Here is a 14,204-nt window from a genome sequence, read left to right on the forward strand (position 1 = left end):
GTGAGACAGCAGTTTGTAGGGTAAATGCCCGATACCGCGTCGGGCAGCATAGCAGGATTTCTGCACAGTGTTAATCTGTTTACAAAAAAGCAACATTAAATTATTTGCTGAATCGTTAAGCATGGTGTAGCGGGGAGACGAGGCGAATCTTATCCTCTTTCCCGTCGCCTTTTCAGCTATCCGATATAATTGTGTAATAAATACTCACACTCTTTATACGGACGCTCCGGTAGGTTTCCCAACAATAGTCAAAACTGTAAAACACGAGTGAATGATACTCGCGGCAACAGCAACGCCTCACGGCACTGCACTCGTCTCGTTGGAGTCAATCTATGAAGTTGCCTTTTAAGCCACATCTTCTTGTTCTGCTTTGCAGTGCGGGGCTGTTTGCCGCCTCGGGTGTCATGTACGTTAAAAGTCGCGCAACGGAACCTGCTACGCCTGCTCCGGTTACACAACAACCTGGCGCACCGGTAGCCCAGCCTGCGCCCGTCGCTGCCCCGGTCTACACTGCGGCGCAAATCGACCAATGGGTTGCCCCTGTCGCGCTTTACCCGGATGCCCTGCTGTCGCAAATCTTGATGGCGTCGACCTACCCGTCAAATGTTATTCAGGCCGCGCAGTGGTCGAAAGACAATCCTAAAATGCAGGGTGATGCCGCCCTGCAGGCGGTAGCCACCCAGCCGTGGGATCCCAGCGTAAAATCCCTGGTTGCGTTTCCTCAGCTGATGTCGTTGATGGGCGAAAATCCGCCATGGGTACAAAATCTGGGAGACGCCTTCCTTGCACAGCCGAAAGATGTGATGGATTCCGTACAGCGGCTGCGCCTGCTGGCCCAACAAACGGGTGCGCTGCAATCCACACCGCAGCAGACGGTCACCACCGTCACGAAACCTGCATCGACAAAAACCACGACAACCGCAACGCCTACCAGCCCAACGGTGATCAAGATTGAATCCGCCGATCCGCAGGTGGTGTATGTTCCCACGTATAACCCGAATACGGTTTATGGTACCTGGCCTAACACCGCTTACCCGCCGGTCTATCTTCCGCCCTCACCCGGCGAGCAATTCACGGACAGTCTGGTTAAAGGATTAGGTTTTAGCCTCGGGGTCGCTACAACCTACGCCATTTTCAGCAATATTGACTGGGATGACGACGACTGGGATCACCATCATCACGATGATGACTGGGACAATCACGGCGGTTATAACCGCAACGGTGATAACAACATCAATATCAACGTGGATAATTTCAACAGAATCAGCGGGCAGCACCTGAACGGTAATAACCACACCTGGCAGCACAATCCTGCCTATCGTGAAGGCGTGCCTTACCCGAATAACCAGCTGGCTAACCGCTTCCACTCTACACATACAGCCACCGGGCTAAGCGCGACGCAGCAAAAACCAGTCAATCGCGACAGCCAGCGCCAGGCCGCTCTCAGCCAGATGGAAAAATCAACGGGTAAAACCCTCCCACACTCAGTACATACAGCCACGCGGGACGCACAACGTCTGGCCTCAACGCAACAGTTGAAGCAGATCTCGCAGCGAAATAACTATCGTGGATATGACACCAGGCCGCAGGCCGTAAAACGGACGAGCACGCCGCAGCGTGAACATCATCAGACTGACATGCACAGACAGGAGAAGCGGGTTTCACAGACGGTACAGCAGCCAGCCAGGCTGCATCGGGCCAATGCCCTGAGCGGCAACGACAGCCGCTCCGCCAACTGGCAAGCCCAACAGCAGCGCGGGGCGCAAAGCCGGCAGCTCGCTACTCGTCAACATCAGCCGCGCCAGCTCACTGGTGAACGCGCTGAACGCCATGAATTCCGTCATCGTTAAGGGAGCCGACATGAAACGTCAATTACTCAGTGGAATGGTGTTGTTCATGGTCTCGGCGGCCGTCATGGCACAGCAATCGTTCAGTTCGCCAGAACAGGCGACCAGTGCGCTGGCAAGCGCCATCAGCGAGCAAAACGAAAGTGCGATGAACAATTTGCTCGGTGAAAACTGGCGCGATTTCCTGCCGCCCGAAGGCGTTGATCCCGAAGCGGTCGATCGCTTCCTGCGCGACTGGAACGTTCATCATAAAACCGTCATCAGTGGCAACGTGGCGCACCTGGTGGTGGGCGATAACGGCTGGCAGCTACCGATCCCGGTGGTCAAAACGGCATCTGGCTGGCAGTTTGATATGCAGGAAGCCGCAGAAGAGATCCTGACCCGCGAAATCGGGCGCAACGAACTCGCAGCCATCGAAGCGCTTCACGCCTATGTTGATGCCCAGCAGAGCTATTTTGCGATGAACCAAAAGTACGCGCAGAAGATAGTCAGTTCTGAAGGTAAAAAGGATGGACTGTACTGGCCCGTCGCTCCCGGTGAAACGCCCAGCCCACTGGGTCCGGCGTTCAGTCCTCCACAGTCGGGGGCGGGTTACCATGGTTACCGATTCCGCATCCTGCCGGATAAAAATGGCTTTGCCATGGTCGCCTGGCCGGTGAACTACGGTCAGACGGGGGTAATGAGCTTTGTAATTAACCAGGATGACGCGGTTTATCAGGCAGATCTCGGCAACGATTCGGCGCAGAAAGCGCAGGCTCTTAGTGAATACCAGCCGGATAAGACCTGGCAGCCTGTCACACCCTGAACGCAGCGCATAAAAAAAGCGGCCTGAGGCCGCTTTTTTCATCTGAAGAAACTTATTTCTTCTTCGCTTTCGCGTTTGGCAGGTCAGTAATGCTACCTTCAAACACTTCTGCCGCCAGGCCCACGGACTCATGCAGAGTCGGGTGTGCGTGGATGGTCAGCGCGATGTCTTCTGCGTCGCAGCCCATTTCGATAGCCAGACCGATTTCACCCAGCAGCTCGCCGCCGTTGGTACCGACAATCGCACCACCGATGACGCGGTGAGTCTCTTTGTCGAAGATCAGTTTGGTCATACCGTCTGCGCAGTCGGACGCGATAGCACGGCCAGAAGCAGCCCACGGGAAGGTGGCAGTTTCGTAGCTGATGCCTTTCTCTTTCGCTTCTTTCTCAGTCAGACCAACCCATGCAACTTCTGGCTCGGTATACGCGATAGATGGGATCACTTTCGGATCGAAGTAATGCTTCATGCCGGCGATAACTTCAGCGGCAACATGACCTTCGTGAACACCTTTGTGCGCCAGCATTGGCTGACCGACGATATCGCCGATAGCAAAGATGTGCGGCACGTTGGTACGCAGCTGTTTGTCAACGCGGATGAAGCCACGGTCGTCCACTTCCACGCCAGCTTTGCCCGCGTCGAGGTTTTTACCGTTCGGCACACGGCCAATAGCCACCAGCACGGCGTCGTAACGCTGTGGTTCGGATGGGGCTTTTTTGCCTTCCATGGAAACGTAAATACCGTCTTCTTTCGCTTCAACGGCAGTCACTTTGGTTTCCAGCATCAGGTTGAATTTCTTGCTGATGCGTTTGGTGAAGACTTTAACGATATCTTTGTCGGCTGCCGGGATTACCTGGTCGAACATTTCAACCACGTCGATCTCTGAACCCAGCGCATGGTACACAGTACCCATTTCCAGACCGATGATACCGCCGCCCATAACCAGCAGACGCTTAGGAACGGTTTTCAGCTCCAGCGCATCGGTGGAATCCCACACGCGTGGATCTTCATGTGGAATGAATGGCAGTTCGATTGGGCGAGAGCCTGCCGCGATGATCGCGTTGTCGAAGTTGATCACGGTTTTGCCGTTTTCGCCTTCCACTTCCAGGGTGTTCGCACCGGTGAATTTACCCAGACCGTTTACCACTTTCACTTTACGGCCTTTGGCCATACCCGCCAGACCGCCGGTCAGCTGAGTGATAACTTTCTCTTTCCAGGTACGAATTTTGTCGATATCGGTTTTCGGCTCGCCGAAGACGATACCGTGTTCAGCCAGCGCTTTGGCTTCTTCGATAACTTTCGCTACGTGCAGCAGCGCTTTAGAAGGGATACAGCCGACGTTCAGACAAACACCGCCGAGGGTGCTGTAACGTTCTACGATGACGGTTTCCAGACCTAAATCCGCGGCGCGAAATGCTGCGGAGTAACCTGCCGGGCCTGCCCCAAGTACTACGACCTGAGTTTTGATTTCTGTGCTCATCATGACCTCTTAATGTATACCCGTCGTCCACCGGGTCGTTCTATCCGCCCGTATTTTACAAAATTGTTAACAATTTTGAAACAACAAACGGCTCACGAATTATCGCTTTCACCAATAACCTCAAAAACCCCATGAGATTATCAGAAAAAAGCCGGCCGACTGGCCGGCTTTTCGATTACATCACCAGGCGGCGAATGTCGCTCAGGGTGTTGTTGATGATGGTGATGAAACGCGCACCATCAGCCCCGTCGATTACGCGGTGGTCGAAGGACAGAGAGATTGGCATCATCAGACGCGGCACGAACTCTTTGCCATTCCACACCGGCTCCATCGCGGACTTGGACACACCGAGGATAGCCACTTCCGGCGCGTTTACAATCGGCGCGAAGTGGGTGGTACCCAGGCCGCCGATGCTGGAGATAGTGAAGCAGCCGCCCTGCATTTCGCCGGCAGTCAGCTTACCATCACGCGCTTTTTTGGAGATGGTGGTCAGTTCACGGGACAGCTCGGTAATGCTCTTCTTGTTCACGTCTTTGAAGACCGGAACCACCAGACCATTTGGCGTATCAACCGCAACACCGATGTTGATGTATTTCTTCAGCGTCAGCTTCTGGCCGTCTTCGGACAGGGAGCTGTTGAAGCGTGGCATCTGCTCAAGGGCAGCGGCAACGGCCTTCATGATAAAGACCACTGGGGTGAACTTCACGTCCAGCTTACGCTTCTCAGCTTCGGCGTTCTGCTGTTTACGGAACGCTTCCAGATCGGTGATATCGGTCTTATCGAAGTGCGTAACATGCGGGATCATCACCCAGTTACGGCTCAGGTTAGCACCAGAGATTTTCTGGATACGGCCCAGCTCCACTTCTTCGATTTCACCGAACTTGCTGAAGTCCACTTTCGGCCATGGCAGCATGCCCGGGATACCGCCGCCAGCGGCTGCCGCAGGTGCAGCTTCGGCGCGTTTCACCGCGTCTTTCACGTAAGCCTGAACGTCTTCGCGCAGGATACGACCTTTACGGCCGGTGCCCTTCACTTTCGCCAGGTTCACACCGAATTCGCGCGCCAGGCGACGAATCAGCGGAGTCGCGTGGACGTAAGCGTCGTTTTCAGCGAACTCAGATTTTTCTGCTTTAGCAGCAGGGGCAGCAGCAGGTTTAGCAGCCTGAGCCGGTGCAGCAGCAGGTGCCGGAGCAGCCGCGGCAGCCGGAGCGGCGGCAGGCGCTGCGCCTTCCACTTCGAAGACCATGATCAGAGAGCCGGTAGACACTTTGTCGCCGGTGCTGATTTTGATCTCTTTAACGGTACCGGCGAACGGCGCAGGCACTTCCATAGAAGCTTTGTCGCCTTCAACGGTGATCAGTGACTGTTCAGCGGCAACTTTGTCGCCCACTTTCACCATCACTTCGGTCACTTCAACTTCGTCACCGCCGATATCCGGTACGTTAACGTCTTTCGCGCCGCCAGCAGCCGCTGGTGCAGCGGCCGGAGCCGGAGCAGCAGCCTGAGCAGGCGCAGCGGCAGGTGCTGCACCCGCCACTTCGAAGACCATGATCAGCGAGCCGGTAGACACTTTGTCGCCGGTGTTGATCTTGATCTCTTTAACGGTACCGGCGAACGGTGCTGGCACTTCCATAGAGGCTTTGTCGCCTTCTACGGTGATCAGTGACTGCTCAGCCGCAACGGTGTCGCCCACTTTCACCAGGATTTCGGTAACTTCAACTTCGTCACCGCCGATGTCAGGCACATTTACTTCTTTCGCTGCCGCGGCCGCTGCTGGAGCAGCAGCAGGAGCGGCTTCTTTCTTCTCTTCCTGCGCAGGTGCAGCAGCTGCTGCACCGTCGGCGGAATCGAAAATCATGATCAGTTTGCCAGTCTCGGTTTTATCGCCAACAGAGACTTTGATCTCTTTAACGATGCCAGCCTGAGGAGACGGGACTTCCATAGAGGCTTTGTCGCCTTCTACGGTGATCAGCGACTGTTCAGCTTCAACTTTGTCGCCTACTTTGACCAGGATCTCGGTGATTTCAACTTCATCAGCCCCGATGTCCGGTACATTGATTTCGATAGCCATTATTCTTTTACCTCTTACGCCAGACGCGGGTTAACTTTATCTGCATCGATGTTGAATTTGGTGATTGCGTCCGCAACCACTTTCTTATCGATTTCGCCACGTTTAGCCAGTTCGCCCAGTGCTGCTACAACCACGTAGGAAGCATCAACTTCGAAGTGGTGACGCAGGTTTTCGCGGCTGTCAGAACGACCGAAGCCGTCAGTACCCAGTACGCGATAATCATCAGCTGGAACGTAAGTACGAACCTGCTCAGCGAACAGTTTCATATAGTCAGTAGACGCCACCGCTGGCGCGTCGTTCATCACCTGAGCGATGTACGGAACGCGTGGGGTTTCCATTGGGTGCAGCATGTTCCAGCGCTCACAATCCTGGCCATCACGCGCCAGTTCAGTGAAGGAGGTCACAGAGTACACATCGGAACCCACACCGTAGTCTTTCGCCAGGATCTGCGCTGCTTCACGAACGTGACGCAGGATAGAACCGGAGCCCAGCAGCTGAACTTTACCTTTGCTACCTTCGATGGTTTCGAGTTTGTAGATACCTTTACGGATACCTTCCTCGGCACCTGCTGGCATTGCCGGCATGTGGTAGTTTTCGTTCAGGGTGGTGATGTAGTAGTAAACGTTCTCTTGCGCTTCACCGTACATGCGCTGCAGACCGTCATGCATGATGACTGCCACTTCGTACGCGTAAGACGGGTCGTAAGAGATACAGTTAGGGATAGTCAGAGACTGAATGTGGCTGTGGCCATCTTCGTGCTGCAGACCTTCACCGTTCAGGGTCGTACGACCAGAAGTACCACCAATCAGGAAGCCGCGAGCCTGCTGGTCGCCGGCCTGCCAGCACAGATCACCGATACGCTGGAACCCGAACATGGAGTAGTAGATGTAGAACGGGATCATCGGCAGGTTGTTGGTGCTGTAAGAGGTCGCAGCAGCCAGCCAGGATGCGCCTGCGCCCAGCTCGTTGATACCTTCCTGCAGGATCTGACCTTTCTCGTCTTCTTTGTAGTATGCAACCTGCTCACGGTCCTGCGGGGTGTACTGCTGGCCGTTCGGGCTGTAGATACCGATCTGACGGAACAGACCTTCCATACCGAAAGTACGCGCTTCGTCGGCGATGATTGGAACCAGACGATCTTTGATTGACTTGTTCTTCAGCATCACGTTCAGGGCACGAACGAAAGCGATAGTGGTAGAGATCTCTTTGTTCTGCTCTTCCAGCAGCTGAGAGAAGTCTTCCAGGGCTGGCAGTTCCAGCTTCTCGGTGAAGTTAGGCTGACGAGCAGGCAGGTAGCCTTTCAGTGCCTGACGACGTTCGTGCAGGTATTTGTGCTCTTCAGACCCTTCCGGGAAGGTGATGTAAGACAGGTTTTCTACCTGCTCATCGGTCACTGGAACGTTGAAACGGTCGCGGATATAACGCACGCCGTCCATGTTCATTTTCTTAACCTGGTGAGCGATGTTTTTACCTTCTGCGGTATCACCCATGCCGTAACCTTTGATGGTGTGGGCCAGGATCACAGTCGCTTTACCTTTGGTTTCCTGCGCTTTTTTCAGTGCAGCGTAAACTTTCTTCGGATCGTGACCACCGCGGTTCAGCGCCCAGATCTGCTCGTCAGTCCAGTCTGCAACCAGGGCTGCGGTTTCAGGATATTTGCCGAAGAAGTGCTCACGAACGTAGGCACCGTCTTTGGATTTGAAGGTCTGGTAGTCGCCGTCAACGGTTTCGTTCATCAGCTGGATCAGTTTACCGCTGGTGTCTTTACGCAGCAGCTCATCCCAACGACCGCCCCACATGACTTTGATCACGTTCCAGCCTGCACCCGCGAAGATGCCTTCCAGTTCGTTAATGATCTTGCCGTTACCGGTTACCGGACCATCCAGACGTTGCAGGTTACAGTTGATGATGAAGCACAGGTTGTCCAGCTTCTCACGGGTCGCGATGGTGATCGCGCCTTTAGATTCTGGCTCATCCATTTCACCGTCGCCCAGGAAGGCGTAAACGGTCTGCTCAGAGGTGTCTTTCAGACCACGGTGTTCCAGGTACTTCAGGAATTTAGCCTGATAGATTGCACCAATTGGACCCAGACCCATAGATACGGTCGGGAACTGCCAGAACTCAGGCATCAGTTTAGGGTGCGGATAAGAAGACAGACCCTTACCGTGAACTTCCTGACGGAAGTTGTTCATCTGCTCTTCAGTCAGACGACCTTCCAGGAAGGCACGTGCATAGATGCCCGGAGAGATGTGGCCCTGGAAGTACACCAGATCGCCGCCGTCTTTCTCGTTGGCTGCACGGAAGAAGTGGTTGAAGCACACTTCGTAAACGGTCGCAGAGGACTGGAAGGACGCCATGTGGCCACCCAGTTCCAGATCTTTCTTGGATGCGCGCAGAACGGTCATGATAGCGTTCCAGCGGATAGCAGAACGGATACGGCGTTCCAGATCCAGATTGCCCGGGTATTCCGGTTCGTCTTCGACGGCAATCGTGTTTACGTAGTTGCTAGCCCCTGCACCTGAAGCCACTTTCACGCCGCCTTTGCGCGCTTCTGAAAGCAGCTGATCAATCAGATACTGAGCACGCTCAACACCTTCTTCACGGATGACCGATTCGATCGCCTGTAGCCAGTCGCGAGTTTCGATCGGATCCACGTCATTTTGGAGACGTTCTGACATGGGGGTATTCCTTATCTATCTAATACGTTGATTTGTCTGGAACCTGTCCCATTGTGCTCTCGGTTAAGAACACAATAAGACAGGTTCTGCGTTTAGTTGCCGCGCTCTAAAAGTACCTGGCGCTTAATCCTTTCGTTGCTGTATGCGGCGCAATGAACGCTCGCGACGCGATTGTTCACGGCTGCGGTCCAGCAAGATTTCCTCAATGAAAGCCAGATGGCGGTGCGACGCTTCACGCGCCTGCTCCGGTTCCCCGGCCATTATCGCCTCGAATACTCGGGTGCGATGGTTGCTTACCAGCGGGAGCATCTCCCGACGGGCATACAACAATTCAAAATTCTGACGAACGTTCTGGGCCAGCATGGGCTCCATGCAGCGTAGCAGATGGAGGAGCACCACGTTGTGCGCTGCTTCGGTGACGGCAATTTGATACTGGACAACGGCGCTGGATTCGGCGTCTAAGTCGCCGGACTGCTGTGCCCGTTCAATGGCCTGATGCAGCTCGCGAATACGTACGCGGTCTTCATCAGTGCTGCGAAGGGCGGCGTAATAGGCCGCGATACCTTCCAGCGCGTGACGGGTCTCAAGCAGATCAAACTGGGATTCTGGGTGGTCAGAGAGAAGTTCTACCAGCGGGTCGCTGAAGCTCTGCCACAGGCTGTTTTGCACAAAGGTTCCGCCACCCTGACGACGGAGCAACAGGCCCTTTGCTTCGAGACGTTGAATCGCCTCACGCAGAGAGGGGCGTGAAACGTCGAACTGTTTTGCCAGCTCGCGTTCTGGCGGGAGTTTCTCGCCCGGGCGCAGTGTCCCTTCGAGAATCAAAAACTCCAGCTGCTGCTCAATCACATCGGAAAGTTTTGGTTGGCGAATTTTGCTGTAGGCCATATTCCCTGTCTTACGCCTTTTTGCCCGGAGTCAATTGGTCTTACCAATTTCATGTTCGTATCGCTAAAGTAACAAAGTATTCACCTTCTGTCCATATTGGTTTTGATTGAAATCAGGAAACCCGGCACATTTTAACAACCTTACAGAACTAACGTTTCAGGAATGTAACTTTGCACAAATGAAATGGTTACTCCCAAAGGGGCAGTTTTAACCATATTTAAACGAGGGCTTTTGCAATCTGAAGCGATTCAACAAGGCAAAATATGAAAATTCGTCCACTTATGACGCATTTCTATTCTATAGGTTGGGGTATGAGGGGTTAACGTACCGATTTACAATTGGTTTCTTTTTATTCAAGTCGTCATCATCCCTTCATAAAGCAGGTGCATTCGCTGGCACTTACCACTATTCTGGCGCTAACGGAAGCCATCTCCGCTTTTTTCGGTATCGTTAACCGTAAAGAAATAAATACAGAATATGGACTTTCATAATTACACACGCACAGCGTGAACATAACAACCACACACGAGGTTTCAAATGGAAGCTCAACAGCATGGCGATCAGCTAAAGCGCGGCCTTAAAAACCGCCATATTCAGCTCATCGCCCTGGGCGGTGCTATTGGTACTGGCCTGTTTCTGGGCAGTGCGTCCGTTATCCAGTCGGCCGGTCCGGGCATCATTCTGGGTTACGCGATTGCAGGTTTCATTGCGTTTTTGATTATGCGCCAGTTAGGGGAAATGGTCGTTGAGGAGCCGGTTGCAGGCTCTTTTAGCCACTTTGCCTATAAATACTGGGGCAGCTTTGCGGGCTTCGCCTCTGGATGGAACTACTGGGTTCTTTACGTGCTGGTTGCTATGGCGGAACTCACCGCCGTCGGTAAATACATTCAATTCTGGTACCCGGAGATCCCCACCTGGGCGTCTGCGGCAGTCTTCTTCGTGCTGATCAACGCCATTAACCTGACCAACGTGAAAGTGTTTGGGGAAATGGAGTTCTGGTTCGCCATTATCAAAGTAATTGCCGTTGTAGCGATGATCATTTTTGGCGGCTGGCTGCTCTTCAGCGGCAACGGTGGCCCGCAGGCAACCGTGCGCAACCTCTGGGAACAGGGCGGGTTCCTGCCGCACGGCATGACCGGCCTGGTAATGATGATGGCGATCATTATGTTCTCCTTCGGCGGTCTGGAGCTGGTGGGCATCACCGCCGCGGAAGCCGACAACCCGGAGCAGAGCATCCCGAAAGCCACAAATCAGGTTATCTACCGTATTCTGATCTTCTACGTGGGCTCCCTGGCGGTCCTGCTCTCCCTGCTGCCATGGACACGCGTCACGGCGGATACCAGCCCGTTTGTGCTGATCTTCCACGAGCTGGGCGACACCTTCGTGGCGAACGCGCTCAACGTCGTAGTGCTGACCGCCGCGCTCTCTGTTTATAACAGCTGCGTTTACTGCAACAGCCGTATGCTGTTCGGCCTGGCGCAACAGGGCAACGCACCGAAAGCGCTGCTTACCGTTGATAAACGTGGCGTACCGGTTAACACCATTATCGTGTCGGCGGTCGTGACGGCGCTTTGCGTTCTGATTAACTACCTGGCACCGGAATCGGCCTTCGGCCTGCTGATGGCGTTGGTGGTTTCCGCGCTGGTGATCAACTGGGCGATGATTAGCCTCGCGCACATCAAGTTCCGCCGCGCCAAGCAGCAGCAGGGCGTAACCACGCGCTTCCCTGCCCTGCTCTATCCGCTGGGGAACTGGGTTTGCCTGCTGTTCATGGCGGCCGTGCTGGTCATCATGCTCATCACGCCAGGCATGGCGATTTCCGTCTACCTCATCCCGGTGTGGATTGCGATCCTCGGCGTGGGCTATATGGTGAAACAGAAAAATGCCAAAACGGTGAAAGCGCACTAAGTGTTTTCTCGCTGTACCCGCGGTTGCGGGTACAGCGTCTTGTTACCTTCCTCACAAATTCACGCCAACAGCAAAATCCTCCATATCACCGCCCTTATATTGCAACGCATATATCCGTTTGCCAGCGAATAATTCTCTCCATACCGAAACCCGGAGATCTGTCGATGGATAACAACAAACTGTCAGTAAAAGAAAAGATCGGCTATGGCATGGGTGACGCCGGATGCAACATTATCTTTGGCGCCATCATGTTATTTGTTAACTATTTTTATACGGATATTTTTGGTCTGGCGCCTGCGCTGGTTGGGGTACTGCTGCTGTCCGTTCGCGTGATTGACGCCGTAACGGACCCAATCATGGGCGCGATTGCCGACCGTACCCGCAGCAAATATGGCCGATTTCGTCCATGGCTACTGTGGATTGCCTTCCCCTATGCGCTGTTCAGCATCCTGATGTTCACCACCCCAGAGTGGAGCTATAACAGCAAAGTTATTTATGCATTTGTCACCTACTTCCTGCTGTCGCTGACCTATACCGCCATCAACATTCCGTACTGCTCGCTCGGTGGCGTGATCACCAACGACCCGAAAGAGCGCGTTGCCTGCCAGTCCTATCGTTTTGTTATGGTCGGTATCGCCACGCTGCTGCTGTCGCTTACGCTCCTGCCAATGGCCGACTGGTTCGGTGGGGATAACAAAGCCAAAGGCTACCAGATGGCGATGACCGTGCTGGCGCTGATTGGTACCTGCATGTTCCTGTTCTGCTTCGCCACGGTGCGCGAGCGCGTTCGCCCGGCTGTACAAACCCACGACGAACTGAAAAACGACCTGAAGGATGTGTGGAAGAATGACCAGTGGGTGCGCATTCTGCTTCTGACGCTCTGCAACGTCTGCCCGGGCTTTATCCGCATGGCGGCCACCATGTATTACGTCACCTGGGTAATGGGGCAAAGCACCCATTTCGCCACGCTGTTTATCAGCCTGGGCGTTGTCGGCATGATGTTCGGCAGTATGCTGGCGAAAGTGCTGACCGACCGCTGGTGCAAGCTGAAGGTCTTCTTCTGGACCAACATCGCGCTGGCGATTTTCTCCTGCGCCTTCTACTTCTTCGACCCGAAAGCGACGACAACCATTGTTGTGCTTTACGTCCTGCTGAATATCCTGCACCAGATCCCATCCCCTCTGCACTGGTCACTGATGGCCGACGTGGACGACTACGGTGAATGGAAAACCGGGAAACGTATCACCGGGATAAGCTTCTCCGGCAACATTTTCTTCCTGAAGCTGGGTCTGGCGATTGCCGGGGCGATGGTTGGCTTCCTGCTCTCCTGGTACGGTTATGACGCGGGCGCAAAAGCGCAGAGCGCGGATGCCATCAACGGCATTGTGCTGCTCTTTACCGTCATTCCTGGCATTGGATATTTAATTACCGCGGGCGTTGTACGTCTGCTGAAAGTGGACCGTGAGACCATGAAGCAAATCCAGTCCGATCTGGAGAAGCGTCGCACCAACTATCGTGAACTGAGCGACTATCAGGAATTTAAAGCCGCTGAGACTAAATAAGGAAAGCCGAATGCAAACCTGGCCAAACCCGTTTATTGAACAACGCGCCGACCCGTATATCCTGCGTCACGAAGGACAATATTACTTTATCGCCTCCGTGCCGGAGTATGACCGGCTGGCGATCCGCCGCGCGGACTCGCTGGAAGGTTTACGCAATGCCGAAGAGGTAGTTGTCTGGCGCAAGCCCGACACCGGCCCGATGAGCCAGCTGATCTGGGCACCGGAACTGCATCATATCGACGGCAAGTGGTACATCTACTTTGCCGCCACACATACCCAGGCGCTCGACGAACTCGGGATGTTCCAGCATCGCATGTTCGCCATTGAATGCGCAGATCGCGATCCGCTCACCGGTACGTGGGTGGAAAAAGGGCAAATCAAAACCCCGTTTGACACCTTCGCGCTGGATGCCACTACCTTTGTGCATCAGGGCAAACGCTGGTATCTGTGGGCGCAAAAAGCCCCGGACATTTCCGGTAACTCCAATCTTTACCTGTGTGAAATGGAAAATCCGTGGACGCTGAAAGGCGAGCCGGTGATGCTCAGTAAACCGGAATATGACTGGGAGTGCCGCGGATTCTGGGTCAACGAAGGCCCGGCGGTGCTGTTCCATGGCGATAAGCTATTTATCAGCTATTCCGCCAGCGCCACCGACGAGAATTACTGCATGGGATTACTGTGGATAGACGTAGATGCCGCTCCGCAAAACCCGGCTAACTGGCATAAATCCCCGCGCCCGGTGTTCGTCACCAGCTACGAAAACCGTCAGTATGGACCAGGCCATAACAGCTTTACGCAGACGCCGGAAGGCGACGATGTGCTGGTCTACCACGCGCGAAACTACACTGAAATTGAAGGCGATCCGCTTTACGATCCGAATCGCCACACTCGCCTGAAGCTCGTCCGCTGGGACGACAACGGGATGCCTGATTTCGGCATCCCGCCTGCGGATACGCTGTAACGGCTTC

General features: G+C 54.3%; 9 protein-coding genes. 5 read left to right on the top strand and 4 right to left on the bottom strand.

Annotated elements, in window-relative coordinates:
• The first annotated feature begins 332 nt into the window (after window positions 1–332).
• Window positions 333–1,850, top strand: a complete 1,518-nt coding sequence (locus tag C3451_RS06005; RefSeq protein WP_045622459.1) for a DUF3300 domain-containing protein — start codon at window positions 333–335, stop codon at window positions 1,848–1,850.
• A gap of 10 nt (window positions 1,851–1,860) precedes the next feature.
• The gene (locus tag C3451_RS06010) at window positions 1,861–2,652 is read left to right on the top strand and encodes a DUF2950 family protein (protein WP_022647066.1); all 792 of its coding nucleotides are present in this window, start codon (window positions 1,861–1,863) and stop codon (window positions 2,650–2,652) included.
• Window positions 2,653–2,704: 52 nt separating this feature from the next.
• On the opposite strand, the gene lpdA is transcribed toward C3451_RS06010, so the two are convergent.
• The 4 genes from lpdA to pdhR all read right to left on the bottom strand — a co-directional run bounded on the left by lpdA (window position 2,705) and on the right by pdhR (window position 9,766).
• Complete coding sequence (lpdA, locus tag C3451_RS06015; protein WP_003856313.1) at window positions 2,705–4,129, bottom strand: dihydrolipoyl dehydrogenase; 1,425 nt, start codon at window positions 4,127–4,129, stop codon at window positions 2,705–2,707.
• A 175-nt stretch (window positions 4,130–4,304) separates the two neighbouring features.
• Window positions 4,305–6,200, bottom strand: a complete 1,896-nt coding sequence (gene aceF / locus C3451_RS06020) for a pyruvate dehydrogenase complex dihydrolipoyllysine-residue acetyltransferase (protein ID WP_022647065.1) — start codon at window positions 6,198–6,200, stop codon at window positions 4,305–4,307.
• Between the two features lie 14 nt (window positions 6,201–6,214).
• Window positions 6,215–8,878, bottom strand: coding sequence for a pyruvate dehydrogenase (acetyl-transferring), homodimeric type (aceE, locus tag C3451_RS06025; protein WP_022647064.1), 2,664 nt, complete (start codon window positions 8,876–8,878; stop codon window positions 6,215–6,217).
• 123 nt (window positions 8,879–9,001) lie between these two features.
• Window positions 9,002–9,766, bottom strand: a complete 765-nt coding sequence (gene pdhR / locus C3451_RS06030; protein ID WP_006173806.1) for a pyruvate dehydrogenase complex transcriptional repressor PdhR — start codon at window positions 9,764–9,766, stop codon at window positions 9,002–9,004.
• A 537-nt stretch (window positions 9,767–10,303) separates the two neighbouring features.
• Here pdhR and aroP point away from each other — a divergent pair.
• From aroP to C3451_RS06045, 3 genes are all read left to right on the top strand, one after another.
• Entirely contained in the window at window positions 10,304–11,674 is a 1,371-nt protein-coding gene (gene aroP / locus C3451_RS06035; protein ID WP_023299335.1) for an aromatic amino acid transporter AroP, read from the top strand.
• Between the two features lie 164 nt (window positions 11,675–11,838).
• The gene (locus C3451_RS06040) at window positions 11,839–13,236 is read left to right on the top strand and encodes an MFS transporter (RefSeq protein WP_022647062.1); all 1,398 of its coding nucleotides are present in this window, start codon (window positions 11,839–11,841) and stop codon (window positions 13,234–13,236) included.
• A 10-nt stretch (window positions 13,237–13,246) separates the two neighbouring features.
• Window positions 13,247–14,197 carry a family 43 glycosylhydrolase gene (locus tag C3451_RS06045; RefSeq protein ID WP_045622462.1) on the top strand — a complete coding sequence of 317 codons (951 nt, stop codon included), beginning with the start codon at window positions 13,247–13,249 and terminating at the stop codon, window positions 14,195–14,197.
• Window positions 14,198–14,204 lie beyond the last annotated feature (7 nt).

Source organism: Enterobacter sp. 301B (assembly GCF_003850715.1).
Classification (GTDB): Bacteria; Pseudomonadota; Gammaproteobacteria; order Enterobacterales; family Enterobacteriaceae; genus Enterobacter; species Enterobacter intestinihominis.